This window comes from Citrobacter sp. 21OH12SH02A-Citro, from assembly GCF_027919895.1.
GTDB lineage: Bacteria > Pseudomonadota > Gammaproteobacteria > Enterobacterales > Enterobacteriaceae > Citrobacter > Citrobacter braakii.
The window spans coordinates 510,517-528,469 of record NZ_CP114801.1; the positions used below are offsets into that span (position 1 = coordinate 510,517).

Consider the following 17,953-nt stretch of genomic DNA (forward strand, 5'->3'; position numbering starts at 1 on the left):
AGTGACGGTGTGTCGGATGGCAAGGCTTGCGCCATCCGACACCGGATATTACAACCTAGCGCTTAAACGTCACCGCTTCCGGCTGCGTCAGATGCAGCGTCGTTTGGCTCGGCACAGTCTCGGCAATGATTCGCCCGTGACGAATGGAATAACGTGCAGGTGTCTGGCGACGAACCGCGTCAAACCCATTCTCTGCCGGTAAAATCACCAGGTTCGCGGAATTCCCCACGCTCAGACCGTAGTCCTGCAGGTGCAGGGTTTTCGCGCTGTGGGTGGTGATCAGATTCAGGCCATCGTTAATTTGTCCGTATCCCATCAGCTGGCACACATGTAACCCCATGTGCAGTACCTGCAGCATATTCGCGGTGCCTAGCGGATACCACGGATCGAAGACGTCATCATGGCCGAAGCAGACGTTGATCTCTGCCTCCAGCATCTCTTTGACGCGTGTAACGCCGCGGCGTTTAGGATACGTGTCAAAGCGCCCTTGCAGGTGAATATTCACCAGTGGATTCGCGACAAAGTTAATGCCGGACATTTTCAACAGGCGGAAAAGACGGGAAGCATACGCGCCGTTATAGGAGTGCATTGCCGTAGTATGGCTGGCGGTCACGCGCTCGCCCATATTGTCGCGATGGGCCAGCGCCGCGACGGTTTCAACAAAGCGTGATTGCTCATCGTCAATTTCGTCACAGTGCACGTCGATAAGTCTGTCGTATTTTTGCGCGAGGGCGAAAATTTTGTGCAACGACTCCACGCCATATTCACGCGTAAATTCAAAGTGGGGGATAGCGCCAATGACGTCGGCCCCCAAACGCACGGCTTCCTCTAATAACGCTTCACCGTTGGGATAAGAAAGAATGCCCTCTTGCGGGAACGCGACAATCTGTAGCTCTACCCACGGAGCGACTTCTTGCTTCACCTCCAGCATGGCTTTCAGCGCGGTCAGCGTTGGGTCGGAAACGTCAACGTGAGTGCGGACATACTGGATGCCGTTGGCCATCTGCCACTTAAGAGTCTGCATGGCGCGCGCTTTCACGTCATCGTGAGTGAGCATTGCCTTACGTTCGGCCCAGCGCTCAATGCCTTCAAATAACGTACCAGACTGGTTCCAGCTCGGCTCCCCCGCGGTTTGCGTGGTATCCAGGTGGATATGTGGCTCTACGAACGGTGGGATTGCCAGGCCACCTTCGGCATCAAGCACTTCACCCTGTGGCAACGTAGCGGCGTCCTGAGCCTCAATTCGGCTGAAGCGTCCGTTTTCAACCGTGAGCTGCCACAATCCTTCGCGTCCCTGTAAACGCGCCTGACGAATGGTGATGTTATTATTCTGCATGGCTGACCTCTGGTGATTTAGCAAGGCTGCGATTGAAAAGTGGGTTCAGCAGGATATAGCTGAATACGCCGCCGAGTACGGCGTTGACGGGCACGATACCGGGAATATAGTGACCGGCGGCAATGCCCAGTGCAACGGACAGGATAGCTATCCAGTTTACGGAAATAAATTGTGCTTTGCTGAAGTCGGCATATCGGCGATGGTTCAGCAGATAGTCGGCGATAATCACTCCACCAATTGGAGGAATCGCTGCCGACAAAAATGTCAGCCAACCGACAAAGTTATTGTAAAGCCACAGTGCGCACAGTGTGCCGATAATACCGTTAGCCACCGACAGCGAACGGCTGGAAAGGCCGGTAATATTGGCAAATCCCAAACCTGAAGCGTAGAGCGCGTTGTCGTTGGTGGTCCAGATATTCAGGCCGAGAACCACAATTGCGGGCAGCAGCAGGCCCTGAGCAATCATTACGTCAGAGATGTCCGCCTGTCCAACAGCGGCGGCACCCGCAGCGCCGAAGATAAACATCAACGAGTTGCCAAGGAAAAATGCCACCATGGCAATCAGTACCGCACCTTTGGCGTTGCGGCCAAAGCGGACAAAGTCGGCGGTTAACGTGCCTGCGCTGATAAATGAGCCGACCACCAGCGCCAGTGCGGTGGAGAAATTCAGCGGTGTCTGCGGCACTATCGCTTTTAAATGGTCTAAACCGCCAACATCGCTCACCGCCAGCCAGACGGAGTAGCTGCCAAGAACGACGATGGCAGGTACGGCGATGATAGATAAAACGGTCAGCGCCGAGATGCCAAAAAAGATAGTCAGGGTCATCAACAGACCGGAAACCGCAATCAGAACATTGACGTCAATCCCCGTCGCTTTGCCAACCGGGATAGCAAACATGGCCACACCAACGCCAAACCAGCCTACCTGTGTACCGCCTAAGAGCAGTGAGGGAAGCCATGAACCTTTCAAACCAAATGAGTAACGTGCCAGAAGGTGGGTTGAGAGCCCTGTTTTTGCGCCGATAAAACCGAGAAATGCAGTGTAAATACCGAGGAGAAGATTACCGAAGAGAACTGCAAGGAAGAAATCATTATAGGAAAGACCGGTACCGAGTGTGCCACCGGTCCACATACTGGCGGAAAAAAATGTGAGTCCCAACATGACAAACGTTAGTGGAATCACGCCCTTCCGCGCCGCCAGAGGGACGGGGCCCTGGCTATAATTGTTGTCCTGCGACACAACGCCTCCATGAATTTTGCCCAAAAAATCCGCCGCATAATATACAGTTCTCAGAATAAAGCAAACGTTTCCGTATGTTTTTTTAGTTCTCTTTCACGGTGTTGATAGAGGGGAGGGGCAGGGGGGTTGCGAGGAATCTGGCATCTCATCAGCGTTTGAAGATGAGATGCCAGAAGATGCTTACTTACACTTCCAGGTAGTTCAGGATACCGTCTGCCGCTTTACGACCTTCGGCAATCGCGGTGACTACAAGATCCGAACCACGAACGATATCGCCACCTGCGAAGATTTTTGGGTTGCTGGTCTGGAAGGCGTTATCGCTGCGTTCCGGAGCAATAATACGGCCCTGAGAATCCAGCTCGACGCTGTGCTCTTTCAGCCACTCCATACTGTGCGGGCGGAATCCAAACGCCAGTACCACCGCATCAGCTGGAACAACGTGCTCGGAACCAGCGACGATCTCCGCGCGGCGACGACCCTTCGCATCCGGTTCGCCCATTTCGGTGCGCGCCATTTTCACGCCGCACACTTTACCGTTGGCATTCACTTCCACGCCTAAAGGCTGGACGTTGAACTGGAACTCGACGCCTTCTTCACGCGCGTTTTTCACCTCGCGTTTGGAACCCGGCATGTTCTCTTCGTCGCGGCGATAGGCGCAGATTACGTGTGCCGCGTTCTGGCGAACCGAGGTCCGCACGCAGTCCATCGCGGTATCGCCACCGCCGAGAACAACGACGCGTTTGCCTTCCATGCTGATGTACGGCTCGTCACTGCTTTCGCCAAATCCCATCAACTGTTTGGTATTGGCGATCAGGAACGGCAGGGCATCAAATACGCCGGAAGCGTCTTCGTTTTCCAGCCCACCGCGCATCGACTGATAGGTACCTACACCAAGGAACACGGCATCGTAATCCTTCAGCAGATCGTTAAGCTGCACGTCGCGGCCCACTTCCACGTTTAGTTTGAACTCAATGCCCATACCAGTGAAGATTTCACGGCGACGGGTCATGACCTCTTTCTCCAGCTTGAATGCCGGGATCCCGAAGGTCAGCAGACCGCCGATTTCCGGGTGGCGGTCAAATACCACCGCCTTCACGCCGTTGCGGGTCAGCACATCAGCACAGGCCAGGCCCGCCGGACCTGCACCGATGATCGCCACGCGCTTGTCCGTCTGGCGAACGCCAGTCATATCCGGACGCCAGCCCATCTCGAACGCTTTATCGTTGATATAGCGCTCGATGTTGCCGATAGTTACCGCACCGAACTCATCGTTTAGCGTGCAGGATCCTTCACAAAGACGATCCTGCGGGCACACTCGGCCACAGACTTCCGGCAGAGTGTTAGTCTGGTGCGACAGTTCTGCCGCTTCAAAAATACGTCCCTCATTCGCCAGCTTAAGCCAGTTCGGAATGTAGTTATGTACCGGGCACTTCCACTCGCAGTACGGGTTGCCGCAGGAAAGACAGCGATCAGCCTGTGCTTTGGCCTGGCCTTCGGAAAACGGCTCGTAGATCTCGATAAATTCGATCTTACGGATCTTCAGCGGTTTCTTCGGTGGATCAACGCGCTGCAGGTCGATAAATTGGTATACGTTCTGACTCATTGCTGCTACCCCTTACTGCGCCTGCACACGCAGCTCTGCTGCGCTACGACTACGGTGACCCAACAGTGCTTTCACATCACTGGATTTCGGTTTTACCAGCGCGAATTTCGCCGAGAATGCTGGCCAGTTCGCCAGGATCTCTTCGCCGTGTGAAGAACCGGTATGTTGTACATGCTCGGTAATCAGACCGCGCAGGTGTTCCTCATGAATAGCCAGCGAGTCCACGCTCAGTACTTCTACCAGTTCCGGGTTCACGCGTTTGCGGAATTCACCGTCTTCGTCGAGCACGTAGGCGAATCCGCCGGTCATGCCTGCACCGAAGTTGACGCCGGTTTTGCCGAGAATACACACGATGCCGCCGGTCATATATTCACAGCCGTTGTCGCCAATACCTTCAACCACGGTAATAGCGCCGGAGTTACGCACCGCAAAACGCTCACCCGCACGACCCGCAGCAAACAGGCGGCCACCGGTAGCACCATACAGGCAGGTGTTACCAATGATGCTCGCCTCATGGCTACGGAAAGCAGAGCCAACCGGAGGACGCACTGCCAGCAGGCCGCCCGCCATGCCTTTACCGACATAGTCGTTGGCATCGCCGGTCAGATACAGCTCCACGCCGCCCGCGTTCCACACGCCGAAGCTCTGGCCTGCGGTACCGCTGAAGTGCGCTTTAATCGGGTCAGATGCCAGCCCCTGATCGCCATGCGTCTGAGCGATATAGCCCGACAGCGATGCGCCGACGGAACGGTCGGTGTTGCGGATATCGAACCAGAAGGTTTTGCTCTGGCGCTCGTCGACAAACGGTTTCGCCTGCTGTAGCAGCTGGGCGTTCAGCACGCCGTTATCAAACGGCGGATTGTTTTCAGTGCAATGCAGCGCTTTACCTGGATGCGGTTCAGCGGTTTCCAGCAGACGAGACAGCTCCAGTTTCTGCTGCTTGGCGGTAAACCCTTCCAGCTCTTTGAGCAGGTCGGTACGACCAATCAGATCCACCAGACGTTTCACGCCCAGTTGCGCCATCAGCTCGCGGGTTTCGCGGGCGATAAATTCAAAGTAGTTAGTCACTTTGAACGGCAGGCCGTGATAGTGGTTCTTACGCAGTTTGTCATCCTGAGTTGCCACGCCGGTTGCGCAGTTGTTCAGATGGCAAATACGCAGGTATTTACAGCCCAGCGCGACCATGGGGCCGGTGCCGAAACCGAAGCTTTCTGCACCCAAAATTGCCGCTTTAATGATATCGACGCCGGTTTTCAGACCGCCATCGACCTGCAGACGGATCTTGTGACGCAGACCGTTAGCCACCAGCGCCTGCTGAGTTTCCACCAGCCCCAGCTCCCACGGGCAGCCCGCGTATTTTACCGAGGAGAGTGGGCTTGCCCCGGTACCGCCGTCGTAACCGGCAATCGTAATCAGATCCGCATAGGCTTTCGCCACGCCGGTCGCAATAGTGCCGACGCCCGGTTCGGAAACCAGCTTCACCGAGATCATCGCTTTCGGGTTGACCTGTTTCAGGTCGAAAATCAGCTGCGCTAAGTCCTCGATAGAGTAGATATCGTGGTGTGGCGGTGGGGAGATCAGCGTCACGCCCGGCACCGAATAACGCAGTTTGGCGATGTACGGGGTGACTTTATCACCCGGTAACTGACCGCCTTCGCCCGGCTTCGCGCCTTGAGCGACTTTAATCTGAATGACATCAGCATTGACCAGGTACGCTGGGGTTACGCCAAAGCGACCGGAAGCCACCTGCTTAATGCGCGACACCTTGTTAGTGCCGTAGCGTGCCGGATCTTCGCCGCCTTCACCGGAGTTCGAGTTACCGCCGATGCTGTTCATGGCTTCGGCCAGCGCCTCGTGTGCTTCCGGGCTTAATGCCCCGATAGACATCGCTGCGGTATCAAAGCGTTTAAACAGTTCGGTTGCGGGTTCTACTTCGCTAATGCTTACGGCTTCATCGCCAGGTGTAATCGCCAGCAGATCGCGCAGCGTGGCCGCCGGACGCTCATTGACCAGCTTTGCATATTCCTGATAGTCGCTGTACTCGCCGCTTTGTACTGCCTGTTGCAGCGTGCGCACCACGTCCGGGTTGTAGGCGTGGTATTCGCCGCCGTGAACGTACTTCAGCAAACCGCCCTGGCTGATAGGCTTACGCGCCAGCCAGGCATGTTTGGAGAGGTTCAGCAGATCCTGCTGGAAGTCGGTAAAACCCGCGCCGCTGATGCGACTGACCACGCCCTGGAAGCATAAAGCCACAACATCATCGTGCAGACCAACGGCTTCAAACAGCTTCGAGCAGCGGTAAGAGGCGATGGTCGAGATGCCCATTTTGGACATGATTTTGTACAGACCCTTGTTGATGCCGTTACGGTAGTTCAGCATCACGGTCCGGTAATCTTTGGCAATCGCTTGAGTGTCGATCAGACGTCCCAGCGTTTCATACGCCAGATACGGATAAATGGCTGTCGCGCCAAAACCGAGCAGAACGGCAAAATGGTGCGGGTCACGGGCGCTGGCGGTTTCAACGATGATGTTGGCATCGCAACGCAGGCTTTGTTCTACCAGACGTGTTTGTACTGCGCCAACGGCCATCGGTGCCGGAACCGGCAAGCGGTTTTTTGCGATATTACGGTCAGAGAGCACCAGTAGCACTGTGCCGTTACGCACCATCTGTTCAGCCTTATCGCACAATGCTTTGACGGTCTCTTCGAGCGTGGTTTCCGTCACGTCGAAGGTGATATCCAGTCGGTCAGCGCGATAATGCTCCTCTTTCATGGTGGTGAGCTGGGTGAAATCGGAGTACAGCAGGATCGGCGACTTAAAGCTCAGACGGTGCGCCTGACCTTCGGCTTCGCAGAAGACGTTCATCTCACGACCGATGCTGGTGGCCAGCGACATGACGTGCGCTTCACGCAGCGGGTCGATCGGCGGGTTGGTGACCTGGGCAAACTGCTGGCGGAAGTAGTCATAAATGATGCGCGGTTGGCTGGAGAGCACGGCAAACGGGGTATCATCACCCATTGAACCGACCGCTTCCTGACCATTTTCACCGAGCACGCGGATAACGGAATCCAGCTCTTCAGCGCTGTAGTTAAACTGTTTCTGGTAGCTGGCGAGGGTGTCATCGTCCAGTTCACGGCTGCCGACCTGATCGTCAGCCAGGTCTTCGAAAGGCACCAGACGGCGGACGTTCTTCTCCATCCACTCTTTGTAGGGGTGGCGGCTTTTCAGATCGTCATCGGTTTCAGCCGAATGCAGAATGCGCCCGCTGCGGGTATCGATAACCATCAACTCCCCAGGGCCGACGCGACCTTTCTCAACCACTTCATCCGGCTGATAATCCCAGATCCCGACTTCAGAAGCGCAGGTAATCAGCTTGTCTTTGGTGATGACGTAGCGCGCCGGACGCAGGCCGTTGCGGTCAAGGTTACAGGCGGCAAAGCGACCGTCGGACATAACGATACCCGCCGGACCATCCCACGGCTCCATGTGCATGGAGTTAAAGTCGAAGAACGCGCGCAGCTCCGGGTCCATATCCGGGTTGTTCTGCCAGGCCGGCGGCACCAGTAAACGCATGGCGCGGATGATATCCATCCCGCCAGCCAGCAGCAGTTCCAGCATGTTATCCATTGAGCTGGAGTCGGAGCCGGTTTCGTTAACGAACGGTGCGGCGTCGTGCAGATCAGGGATCAGCGGCGTCTGGAATTTATAGGTACGGGCGCGCGCCCACTGGCGGTTGCCGGTGATGGTGTTGATTTCACCATTGTGCGCCAGGTAGCGAAACGGTTGCGCCAGCGGCCAGCGTGGTACGGTGTTGGTGGAGAAGCGCTGGTGGAACAGGCAGATGGCCGATTCCAGACGCAGGTCCGCCAGGTCCAGGTAAAAGCGCGGCAGATCCGCCGGCATACACAGACCTTTATAGATATTGACCAGGTTCGACAAGCTACAGACGTAGAAGTCTTTATCTTCCTGGAGGCGTTTTTCGATACGACGGCGCGCGATGAACAGGCGACGCTCCATATCACGCGGACGCCAGCCCGCAGGGGCATTAACAAAAATTTGCTCGATACGAGGCAGGGAGGAGAGCGCAATTTCACCGAGAACACCTTCGTTAGTCGGCACGTCGCGCCAGCCGACAATCGACAGGGTCTCCTGCTGTAATTCTTCTTCTACAATGCGACGAGAAGCCGCTGCCAGCTCAGCGTCTTTATTTAAAAAGATCATGCCGACGGCGTAGTTTTTGGCTAAACGCCAGCCGCGCTCTTGCGCTACGATGCGGAAAAAGCGGTCAGGTTTTTGTAACAGCAGGCCGCAACCATCGCCGGTTTTTCCATCGGCAAGAATTGCGCCACGGTGCTGCATGCGGGCCAGTGCGTGTATGGCGGTACGCACTACCTTGTGGCTAGGTTCGCCTTCTATGTGGGCGATCAGGCCGAAACCACAGTTATCCCTCTCATGGGATTTATCGTACAACATATCAGTGAACCTCCCCAGGCTCTGCGGGATTCCCATCTGGACCGTTGCGCACGGGCACACCAAGAGCATGGCGACGGGGTTTGCGTGTCATACGCTTACCTCGCATTCGCCCTCTTTATCCTTTTCGCACAGGTCAAACAAGTTTGAGGACTTGCTTCAGAGGGAATCTCAATTACTGCATAAATATGATGAGCAGACTGCTCATCCAGAAAGCTTCCAGCGGATTTCCAAGTTATCGGGAATCCACACACAGGTCAAATGGCAATCTTATTTATGCAAAAATGTGCTATCGGGTAATTAACTTTATGAAAATATTGAAATAAAAGGGTTTTATACATTGATATAACCTGAGGAGGATGCCCTGGGAAGTGTGATCTGTCTCACTGTAAGAGAGGCCGGATATCTCTCGTCCTCCCTTTGTTTATCGATATACTTGGCATTTTATGCTGGTTTTTAGAGTTTTGGCGTCTTAAAGATACTGTTTTTACGCTGAGAGTATAAGAAGATAAAAAAAACAGCTGGATATAAGGAAAAGTAATTATATTTTGAGTGAATGAAATTTCGATTATTTTGATTTGTTATGCAATAAATAAAGGCTCGCCAGGGCGATTGATCCAGGTCATCGCCGACTGGGGCAAAAAATGGCAGGCTTTGGCCTCTTTTCAAGGCGCGGTCTACCAGATTATGCAGTTACAGAAATTAGTCAATATGTTTGGTGGGGATCTTTCTCGCCGTTATGGGCAAAAGGTTCATAAACTCACGCTGCACGGCGGCTTTAGCTGTCCAAACCGTGATGGCACCATCGGACGCGGCGGATGTACTTTCTGTAATGTCGCCTCGTTTGCCGATGAAGCACAGCAGCACCATTCAATTGCCGAGCAGCTTGAGCATCAGGCGCAGTTGGTCAATCGCGCCAGACGCTATCTGGCCTATTTCCAGGCTTATACCAGCACCTTTGCGGAAGTACAGGTGCTGCGTTCGATGTATCAACAGGCGGTCAGCCAGGCCAACATCGTCGGGTTATGCGTTGGGACGCGCCCCGACTGCGTGCCGGATGCGGTACTCGATCTGCTTTGTGAGTATAAAGACCTCGGCTATGAGGTATGGCTGGAGCTCGGTCTGCAAACCGCGCATGACAAAACTCTGCACCGGATTAACCGCGGCCATGATTTTGCCTGCTATCAGAACACTACGCGGCTGGCGCGCGAGCGCGGGCTGAAAGTGTGCTCACACCTGATTGTTGGTCTGCCGGGAGAAGGACAGGCAGACTGTCTGCAAACCATGGAACGAGTGGTGGAGACGGGCGTTGACGGTATTAAGCTGCATCCGCTGCATATTGTGAAAGGCAGTACGATGGCAAAGGCCTGGGAAGCTGGACGGCTGAACGGAATTGAACTGGACGACTACACGGTTACCGCCGGGGAGATGATCCGCCATACGCCGCCAGAGGTGATTTATCATCGAATCTCTGCCAGCGCGCGTCGCCCAATGCTGTTGGCTCCGCTATGGTGTGAAAACCGCTGGACCGGGATGGTCGAACTGGATCGCTATCTCAATGCTCATGGTGTTCAAGGCTCTGCGCTTGGCACTCCGTGGATTCAGCCTGGGAGCTAACCATCCGGCAATCTGCGCCTGCTTGCCTGATGACGCTACGCTTATCAGGCCCACGTTGAATCTCTCCTCGGTCATTTCACCGATAACCTCCGCATTTCTTGCACAATCTTCAACGTCACGCTGAGAATTGAGTATTATTGTGCCAAGTTGTCGTGAAGGAACCCTCTATGAAGCAAATCCGTATGCTGGCGCAATATTACGTCGACCTGATGATGAAATTGGGTCTGGTGCGCTTTTCGCTGTTATTGGCGCTGGCGCTGGTCGTGTTGGCGATTGTGGTGCAGATGGCTGTCACCATGGTGCTGCATGGCCAGGTAGAAAGCATTGATGTTATCCGCTCTATCTTTTTTGGTCTGTTGATTACCCCCTGGGCCGTCTATTTTCTGTCAGTGGTGGTGGAGCAACTGGAAGAGTCCCGGCAACGCTTGTCACGACTGGTACAAAAGCTGGAAGAGATGCGCGAGCGCGATCTCAAGCTCAATGTGCAGTTAAAAGATAATATTGCCCAGCTTAATCAGGAAATTGTTGAGCGCGAAAAAGCCGAAGCGGAGCGCCAGGATACGTTCGAGCAGTTGAAGGTTGAAATCAAAGAGCGCGAAGAAGCGCAGATTCAGCTTGAGCAGCAGTCTTCCTTTTTACGCTCTTTCCTTGATGCCTCGCCGGATCTGGTTTTTTATCGTAATGAAGATAAAGAATTTTCCGGCTGTAACCGTGCCATGGAACTGCTGACCGGCAAGAGCGAAAAGCAGTTGGTGAATTTAAAACCGGCTGATGTTTACTCCCCTGAGGCGGCAGAAAAGGTCATTGAAACCGACGAGAAGGTGTTCCGTCATAACGTCTCGCTCACCTACGAACAGTGGCTGGACTATCCTGACGGGCGCAAAGCCTGCTTTGAAATTCGCAAAGTACCTTACTATGACCGCGTAGGTAAGCGGCATGGTCTGATGGGTTTTGGGCGCGATATTACCGAGCGTAAGCGTTATCAGGATGCGTTAGAGCGCGCCAGCCGCGATAAGACCACCTTCATTTCTACCATCAGCCACGAACTGCGCACCCCGCTTAACGGCATTGTCGGCTTAAGCCGGATCCTGCTGGATACGGATCTGACCGCTGAGCAGGAAAAATACCTGAAAACAATCCACGTCTCTGCCGTGACGCTGGGGAATATTTTCAACGATATTATCGACATGGATAAAATGGAGCGACGTAAAGTTCAGCTCGATAACCAGCCGATCGATTTCACCAGCTTTATGGCGGATCTGGAAAACCTCTCTGGCCTGCAGGCGCAGCAAAAAGGGCTGCGTTTTGTACTTGAGCCGACGTTACCACTGCCGCATAAGGTCATTACCGACGGCACGCGTTTGCGCCAGATTCTGTGGAATCTGATCAGCAACGCCGTGAAGTTTACCCAGCAGGGGCAGGTAACCGTGCGGGCGCGCTATGACCAGGGGAATATACTGCATTTCGAAGTTGAAGATTCCGGGATCGGTATTCCGCAGGATGAGCAAGATAAAATCTTCGCCATGTATTATCAGGTGAAGGACAGCAATGGCGGCAAACCGGCAACGGGAACCGGGATTGGACTGGCCGTATCGAAGCGTCTGGCGAAAAACATGGGCGGTGATATTACGGTCTCCAGCCAGGCTGGCAAAGGCTCCATCTTTACGCTGACCGTGCATGCGCCTGCGGTAGCGGAAGAGATTGAAGACGCCTTTGAAGACGACGACATGCCGCTGCCAGCCCTGAATGTGCTGCTGGTGGAAGATATCGAACTGAACGTTATTGTCGCGCGTTCAGTGCTGGAAAAACTGGGCAACAGCGTGGATGTCGCCATGACCGGGAAAGCCGCGCTGGAAATGTTCACGCCGGGCGAATATGACCTGGTGCTGCTGGATATTCAGCTACCGGATATGACCGGTCTGGATATCTCGCGCGAGCTGACGCAAAAATACGCCCGTGAGGACCTGCCGCCGCTGGTTGCGCTTACCGCCAACGTTCTGAAAGATAAAAAAGAGTATCTGGACGCGGGAATGGACGACGTGCTGAGTAAGCCGCTGTCGGTTCCGGCGTTAACCGCCATGATCAAAAAATACTGGGATACCCGAAACAAAGAGGAGAGCACTGTGACATCTGAAGAGAGCAGTAAATCGCAAGCGCTGTTAGATATTCCTATGTTGGAACAATACCTCGAGCTGGTGGGACCGAAGTTAATAACCGACGGGCTGGCGGTGTTTGAGAAGATGATGCCGGGATATTTGAGCGTGCTGGAGTCCAATCTGACCGCACGGGATAAAAAAGGCGTTGTTGAGGAAGGCCATAAAATTAAAGGCGCGGCAGGTTCCGTGGGGCTGCGCCACCTGCAACAGTTAGGTCAGCAAATCCAGTCGCCAGATCTTCCAGCCTGGGAAGATAATGTTGCTGAATGGATTGAAGAGATGAAGCAGGAGTGGCAGCACGACGTGGCGGTATTGAAGGCCTGGGTGGCGAGCGTGGAAAAAAAATGACCCCGGCTTGACCGGGGTGCGCGAATACTGCGCCAACACCAGGGAAATCGTGGCTGCGCCGTAAATTATTATCATTGTTTACAAGGGCGCAGCCCTAATTTTCAGGCCGCACGCAGTTAAGATAGCAAATCTTAAATAATTTGTTACATGAATCAGTTAAATGTGTGAAGCGTAGCATTTAAATCATAATAACTAATATGTTTCAGCCAGTTGAGAAAGGAGTATCACGATGAAAAAAGTGGGTGTAGTGCTCAGCGGATGCGGCGTGTATGACGGCGCAGAGATCCATGAAACTGTTCTCACGCTTCTGGCGATTGCCCGCAACGGCGCTCAGGCCGTCTGTTTCGCACCGGATAAACAACAAGCGGATGTGATTAATCATCTGACCGGCGAGCCGATGCAGGAAACGCGTAATGTGCTGATTGAAGCCGCCCGTATAACACGCGGTGATATTCGCCCACTTGCTCAGGCAGTCTCAACGGAACTGGATGCGTTGATCGTGCCAGGCGGGTTTGGCGCGGCCAAAAATCTGAGCAATTTTGCCAGCCAGGGCAGTGAGTGCCGGGTTGATAGCGACTTAGCTGCGCTGGCGGTGGCTATGCATCAGGCGGGTAAGCCGCTGGGATTTATGTGCATTGCGCCTGCCATGTTACCTAAAATTTTTGACTTTCCGCTGCGTCTGACCATCGGTACTGATATTGATACGGCAGAGGTGCTGGAAGAGATGGGCGCTGAGCATGTGCCTTGTCCGGTTGATGACATTGTCGTTGATGAAGACAACAAAATCGTCACTACTCCCGCCTATATGCTGGCGCAGGATATCGCTCAGGCCGCGAGTGGTATCGATAAACTGGTATCACGTGTGCTGGTGCTGGCTGAATGAGAAAAGGAGTTACCGCCTTTCTGCGACGTATCTTTCTGCGGGCGGTCGTTGTCCTCGCCGTATTCTGGGGCGGGGGCATCGCACTTTTCAGCGTGATGCCAGTCCCTTTCTCTGCCGTGATGGTCGAGCGGCAACTGAGCGCATGGCTGTCCGGTGATTTCGGTTATGTGGCGCACTCAGACTGGGTGAGCATGGATGAGATCTCACCGTGGATGGGACTGGCGGTGATCGCCGCGGAGGACCAGAAGTTTCCCGAGCACTGGGGATTCGATGTTTCCGCCATAGAGAAAGCGCTGGCGCACAACGAACGTAATGAAAACCGTATTCGCGGGGCGTCGACGTTATCGCAACAGACGGCAAAAAACCTCTTTCTGTGGGATGGACGTAGCTGGGTGCGTAAAGGTCTCGAAGCCGGGCTAACGCTGGGTATGGAAACCGTCTGGAGCAAGAAGCGTATTCTGACCGTTTACCTGAATATTGCTGAGTTTGGTGATGGGGTTTTCGGCGTGGAGGCAGCGGCGCAGCGCTATTTCCATAAGCCAGCCAGTCGGCTGAGTCTGTCTGAAGCGGCCTTGCTGGCTGCGGTATTACCCAATCCTTTGCGTTTTAAAGCGAATGCGCCTTCTGGTTATGTACGTAGCCGTCAGGCGTGGATTATGCGCCAAATGCGCCAGCTAGGCGGTGAGTCGTTTATGCGGGAAAATAAGCTGTATTAATGGGTTTATTGCCGGATACGGATCCGGCCTACGGGAGTGTGACGTTGCCGTGTAGGCCTGATGAGCGCAGCGCTTCAGTTACTCGACTAATCTTCATCAAATCCTGAATTAAACAGGGCAATCACCGCTGCCAGGGCTTCCACTTCCTGTGGACCCGTGGCTTCAACTTCTATCTGACGCCCTTTGGCGGAATCCAGCATCAGCAGAGCGATAACACTGTTTGCCTCGGCTTCCGTTCCTTCATCATTACGCAGCAAAACTTCTGCTTCAAAACCCTGCATCAATTCAAACAGTTTCATGGCTGGGCGAGCATGCATACCCAGCTTATTCGTGATTTCAACGGTTTGCTTCACGGTCATGATTTACGTTTTTCCAGCGTACGATGGCGTGACTGTACGTTTTTACCGCGTGAGCGGAAGTAGTCTGCCAGTTGCTCTGCAATATACACCGAACGGTGTTTCCCGCCGGTACAGCCGATAGCTACGGTGAGGTAGCTGCGGTTGTTGGTCTCCAGCATGGGTAACCATAGCTCAAGATAGCTGCGAGTCTGGTAGATAAAATTGTGTACTTCTGTGTGCCTGTCAAGGAAGGCGGCAACGGGGCGGTCAAGACCGGTCATCGGGCGCAGCTTCGGATCCCAGTGCGGGTTAGGCAGGAAGCGCACGTCAAAGACGTAATCCGCGTCAATTGGGATACCGTGTTTGAAACCAAAGGATTCGAATACCATCGTCAATTCGCGTTCACGCTTGCCCAGCAGGCGGGTACGCAACATTTCCGCCAGTTCGTGCACGGACATTTCGGAGGTATCCACGATCAGGTCAGCACGAGAGCGCAGCGGCTCCAGCAAATCGCTTTCCTTATCGATAGCGCTCTCCAGAGATAAGTTCTTGCTGGAAAGAGGATGCAGGCGACGCGTGTCGCTGTAGCGGCGAATCAGGGTGTTACGATCGGCGTCAAGGAACAGCAACTGTGGTGAGAAGCCTTCAGGCAGATTGTTCATTGCCTGCTCGAAAATCTCTGGGGACTCAGGCATGTTGCGCACATCAATGCTGACGGCCGCAGAAATCTGGCGATCGGCCAGAGTACGAGCCAGATCGGGCAACAGCACTACGGGAAGGTTATCCACGCAGTAAAAACCCATATCTTCCAGCGCTCGCAGGGCGACAGATTTTCCTGACCCCGAACGACCGCTGACGATCATCAGTACCATGTACTGTTTCTCCTCACAACGACAAAAAAGGATGCCATTGGGTTGTTATGCTTCATCCAGTCCACCTTCGGTGTCCGTGATGATTTGATACAACTCCTGGTCACTCTGTGCTGCGCGCAGGCGGCGGCAGATGGTTTTATCGGCCAGACGTTTGGCGACCAGCGACAACGTATGCAAATGCGTCTTGGTTTGGTCTGCCGGAACCAGCAGGGCGAAAAGCAGATCGACGGGTTGATTATCAATGGCGTCGAAAGCAATTGGCGTTTCAAGTTGCACAAACACGCCAACTGCGCGCATCGTGTCTTCTTCCAGCTTTCCGTGCGGGATAGCAATTCCATTACCGATGCCGGTACTGCCCATTTTTTCACGCGTCAGAATGGCTTCAAATACCACCTGAGAGGGCAAGCTGAGCTGTTTTGCCGCCAGTTCGCTGATGATTTCCAGCGCGCGTTTCTTGCTTTGGCAGTGAACGCCAGCGCGTGTACATTCCTGGTTAAGAACATTGCTCAGTTGTAGAGTCGTATCGTTATTTGTCATAATTTCACCTAAGCGCTAACTGTACAAATGGCCCGTTGTGCTACACAACAGGCCGTCCTGCACCCGCTAACTGCCCGGACAAGTTAGTGCTGTTTCAGTTTATCTTTATGTTTTGTTAACTGCCGAGCCAGTTTATCAATTAAACCGTCAATGGCGGCGTACATATCCTGACCTTCCGCGCTGGCATGAATTTCGCCACCGTTCACATGCAGTGTTGCGTCCGAGATATGTGTCACCTTCTCCACTTTCAACACAATATAGACCTGATTAATCCGGTCGAAATATTGTTCTAGCTTGGCGAATTTTGTATTAACAAAATCGCGTAAGGCTTCAGTGATTTCGACGTTGTTTCCAGTGATGTTGAGCTGCATAGTGTCTTCCTTATCGGTTGGGTCAGACCAGCTGTTTGCGCTGGTTCGACGGCGGAATGGATAAAGACTCTCGGTACTTCGCAACAGTGCGGCGTGCCACCATGATACCCTGTTCTGACAGCATAGAGGTTAACTTGCTGTCACTCAGCGGTTTCGCGGGGTTTTCCGCAGCAATTAATTTCTTCACCAGTGCACGTATAGCTGTGGATGAGGCTTCGCCTCCGCCTTCAGTGTTAACGTGACTGGAAAAGAAATACTTCAATTCAAAAATGCCGCGCGGACTGTGCAGATACTTTTGCGTGGTCACTCGGGAAATGGTCGATTCGTGCATCTCGACGGCCTGGGCGATATCCGCCAGCACCATCGGTTTCATAAACTCTTCGCCTTGATCAAAGAAGGCTTGCTGCTGTTCAACGATACAGCGACTGACGCGCAGCAGCGTATCATTGCGACTTTCCAGGCTTTTAATCAGCCACTTTGCATCCTGCAGATTGCTACGAATAAACTGGCTGTCAGCGTCGTTGCGCGCGCTGTTGCACATGGCGGCGTAGTGCTGGTTAATCTGCAACCGTGGAATGCTGTCGCCGTTGAGTTCGACCACCCAGCGATCGTTATGCTTACGCACCAGTACATCCGGAATAACGTATTCTGGCTCCCCGGTCTGGATAGACTGCCCAGGTCTGGGGTCCAGGGACTGAATAAGATTGACGGCTTCTTTCAGCACATCTTCTTTCAGCCGGGTTACGCGCATCAGCGTGCGGAAGTCATGGTTGGCTAACAGATCGAGGTGATCGCTGATGATCAGGCGCGCTTCTTCCAGCCACGGCGTGGCTTTATCAAACTGTGAAAGTTGGATCAATAAGCAGTCGCGGAGATCTTTGGCCGCCACGCCCACGGGATCAAAACGCTGAATGCGTTTAAGCACGGCTTCGATTTCGTCCATGCCGACGTCGTCATCGCCCATGCTTTCGAGAATATCGTCCAGGGTTACGGTGAGATAACCGGTTTCGTCTACCGCATCAACAATGGATGTCGCAATTGCGCGATCGGTATCCGAGAACGGGGTCAGCTCCACTTGCCACATCAGGTAATCCTGCAGCGATTGCGTGGTCTCACCCTGATACACAGGCAGTTCGTCGTCGATGTAATCCCCGCTGGTGCCAGAAGGCGTACCGGCGGTGTAAATTTCATCCCAACTGGCGTCAAGTGGCAGCTCCTCTGGCATCTCTTTTTGTTCGAGAGCATCTGCGGTGTCGAGGGATTCGCTGTCCTGTTTTTCCTGGGTATCAATTTCGTCGTGAAGATCGGTTTGCTCGAGCAGTGGGTTACTTTCCAGCGCTTGCTGAAGTTCTTGCTGAAGTTCCAGCGTGGACAGCTGCAACAGACGGATAGCCTGTTGTAGCTGAGGCGTCATCGCCAGTTGTTGGCTAAGCCTGAGTTGCAAACCTTGCTTCATGTTCAGAGTT

13 protein-coding genes are annotated in these 17,953 nt (G+C 53.8%); 4 read left to right on the plus strand and 9 right to left on the minus strand.

Annotated features, from left to right (window positions below; translation table 11 throughout):
- Positions 1-55: 55 nt before the first annotated feature.
- From O6D90_RS02530 to gltB, 4 genes are all read right to left on the minus strand, one after another.
- A complete protein-coding gene (locus O6D90_RS02530; protein ID WP_016157577.1) occupies positions 56-1,336 on the minus strand; it encodes a cytosine deaminase in 1,281 nt (426 codons plus the stop codon).
- Positions 1,326-2,576: a cytosine permease gene (gene codB / locus O6D90_RS02535; RefSeq protein WP_016154697.1), complete on the minus strand. Its 1,251-nt coding sequence runs from the start codon at positions 2,574-2,576 to the stop codon at positions 1,326-1,328. Before codB ends, O6D90_RS02530 begins: the two co-directional genes overlap by 11 nt.
- A gap of 184 nt (positions 2,577-2,760) precedes the next feature.
- Entirely contained in the window at positions 2,761-4,179 is a 1,419-nt protein-coding gene (locus O6D90_RS02540; protein ID WP_016154696.1) for a glutamate synthase small subunit, read from the minus strand.
- Between the two features lie 12 nt (positions 4,180-4,191).
- On the minus strand, positions 4,192-8,652 hold the full coding sequence (gene gltB, locus O6D90_RS02545; protein ID WP_016157576.1) for a glutamate synthase large subunit: 4,461 nt from the start codon (positions 8,650-8,652) through the stop codon (positions 4,192-4,194).
- A gap of 684 nt (positions 8,653-9,336) precedes the next feature.
- On the opposite strand from gltB, the gene O6D90_RS02550 reads away from it, so the two are divergent.
- The 4 genes from O6D90_RS02550 (at position 9,337) to mtgA (ending at position 14,369) form a co-directional block, all read left to right on the plus strand.
- Positions 9,337-10,266, plus strand: coding sequence for a TIGR01212 family radical SAM protein (locus O6D90_RS02550; RefSeq protein ID WP_049040958.1), 930 nt, complete (start codon positions 9,337-9,339; stop codon positions 10,264-10,266).
- Positions 10,267-10,433: 167 nt separating this feature from the next.
- Positions 10,434-12,770 (plus strand): aerobic respiration two-component sensor histidine kinase ArcB, encoded by a 2,337-nt coding sequence (arcB, locus tag O6D90_RS02555; RefSeq protein ID WP_016154693.1) that lies wholly within the window; start codon positions 10,434-10,436, stop codon positions 12,768-12,770.
- A gap of 229 nt (positions 12,771-12,999) precedes the next feature.
- Positions 13,000-13,653 (plus strand): isoprenoid biosynthesis glyoxalase ElbB, encoded by a 654-nt coding sequence (gene elbB, locus O6D90_RS02560; RefSeq protein WP_016154692.1) that lies wholly within the window; start codon positions 13,000-13,002, stop codon positions 13,651-13,653.
- On the plus strand, positions 13,650-14,369 hold the full coding sequence (gene mtgA, locus O6D90_RS02565) for a monofunctional biosynthetic peptidoglycan transglycosylase (protein ID WP_016157575.1): 720 nt from the start codon (positions 13,650-13,652) through the stop codon (positions 14,367-14,369). The genes elbB and mtgA overlap by 4 nt, the downstream gene beginning before the upstream one ends.
- A gap of 86 nt (positions 14,370-14,455) precedes the next feature.
- On the opposite strand, the gene npr is transcribed toward mtgA, so the two are convergent.
- The 5 genes from npr to rpoN form a co-directional block, all read right to left on the minus strand.
- Complete coding sequence (gene npr, locus O6D90_RS02570) at positions 14,456-14,728, minus strand: PTS phosphocarrier protein NPr (RefSeq protein WP_003828770.1); 273 nt, start codon at positions 14,726-14,728, stop codon at positions 14,456-14,458.
- Positions 14,725-15,579: an RNase adapter RapZ gene (gene rapZ, locus O6D90_RS02575; RefSeq protein WP_003025085.1), complete on the minus strand. Its 855-nt coding sequence runs from the start codon at positions 15,577-15,579 to the stop codon at positions 14,725-14,727. Before rapZ ends, npr begins: the two co-directional genes overlap by 4 nt.
- Positions 15,580-15,624: 45 nt before the next feature.
- Complete coding sequence (gene ptsN, locus O6D90_RS02580; protein ID WP_016154690.1) at positions 15,625-16,116, minus strand: PTS IIA-like nitrogen regulatory protein PtsN; 492 nt, start codon at positions 16,114-16,116, stop codon at positions 15,625-15,627.
- Between the two features lie 83 nt (positions 16,117-16,199).
- Positions 16,200-16,487, minus strand: coding sequence for a ribosome hibernation promoting factor (gene hpf / locus O6D90_RS02585; RefSeq protein ID WP_003025078.1), 288 nt, complete (start codon positions 16,485-16,487; stop codon positions 16,200-16,202).
- A gap of 22 nt (positions 16,488-16,509) precedes the next feature.
- Entirely contained in the window at positions 16,510-17,943 is a 1,434-nt protein-coding gene (gene rpoN, locus O6D90_RS02590; protein WP_016154689.1) for an RNA polymerase factor sigma-54, read from the minus strand.
- Positions 17,944-17,953: the final 10 nt, after the last annotated feature.

Excerpts from the sequence above, each read along its gene's own strand:
- O6D90_RS02530 (WP_016157577.1), bottom strand. The coding sequence starts at position 1,336 with ATGCAGAATAATAACATCACCATTCGTCAGGCGCGTTTACAGGGACGC.
- rpoN (WP_016154689.1), bottom strand. The coding sequence starts at position 17,943 with ATGAAGCAAGGTTTGCAACTCAGGCTTAGCCAACAACTGGCGATGACG.
- O6D90_RS02540 (WP_016154696.1), bottom strand. The coding sequence starts at position 4,179 with ATGAGTCAGAACGTATACCAATTTATCGACCTGCAGCGCGTTGATCCA.
- rapZ (WP_003025085.1), bottom strand. The coding sequence starts at position 15,579 with ATGGTACTGATGATCGTCAGCGGTCGTTCGGGGTCAGGAAAATCTGTC.
- mtgA (WP_016157575.1), top strand. The coding sequence starts at position 13,650 with ATGAGAAAAGGAGTTACCGCCTTTCTGCGACGTATCTTTCTGCGGGCG.
- npr (WP_003828770.1), bottom strand. The coding sequence starts at position 14,728 with ATGACCGTGAAGCAAACCGTTGAAATCACGAATAAGCTGGGTATGCAT.
- gltB (WP_016157576.1), bottom strand. The coding sequence starts at position 8,652 with ATGTTGTACGATAAATCCCATGAGAGGGATAACTGTGGTTTCGGCCTG.
- hpf (WP_003025078.1), bottom strand. The coding sequence starts at position 16,487 with ATGCAGCTCAACATCACTGGAAACAACGTCGAAATCACTGAAGCCTTA.
- arcB (WP_016154693.1), top strand. The coding sequence starts at position 10,434 with ATGAAGCAAATCCGTATGCTGGCGCAATATTACGTCGACCTGATGATG.
- ptsN (WP_016154690.1), bottom strand. The coding sequence starts at position 16,116 with ATGACAAATAACGATACGACTCTACAACTGAGCAATGTTCTTAACCAG.
- elbB (WP_016154692.1), top strand. The coding sequence starts at position 13,000 with ATGAAAAAAGTGGGTGTAGTGCTCAGCGGATGCGGCGTGTATGACGGC.
- O6D90_RS02550 (WP_049040958.1), top strand. The coding sequence starts at position 9,337 with ATGCAGTTACAGAAATTAGTCAATATGTTTGGTGGGGATCTTTCTCGC.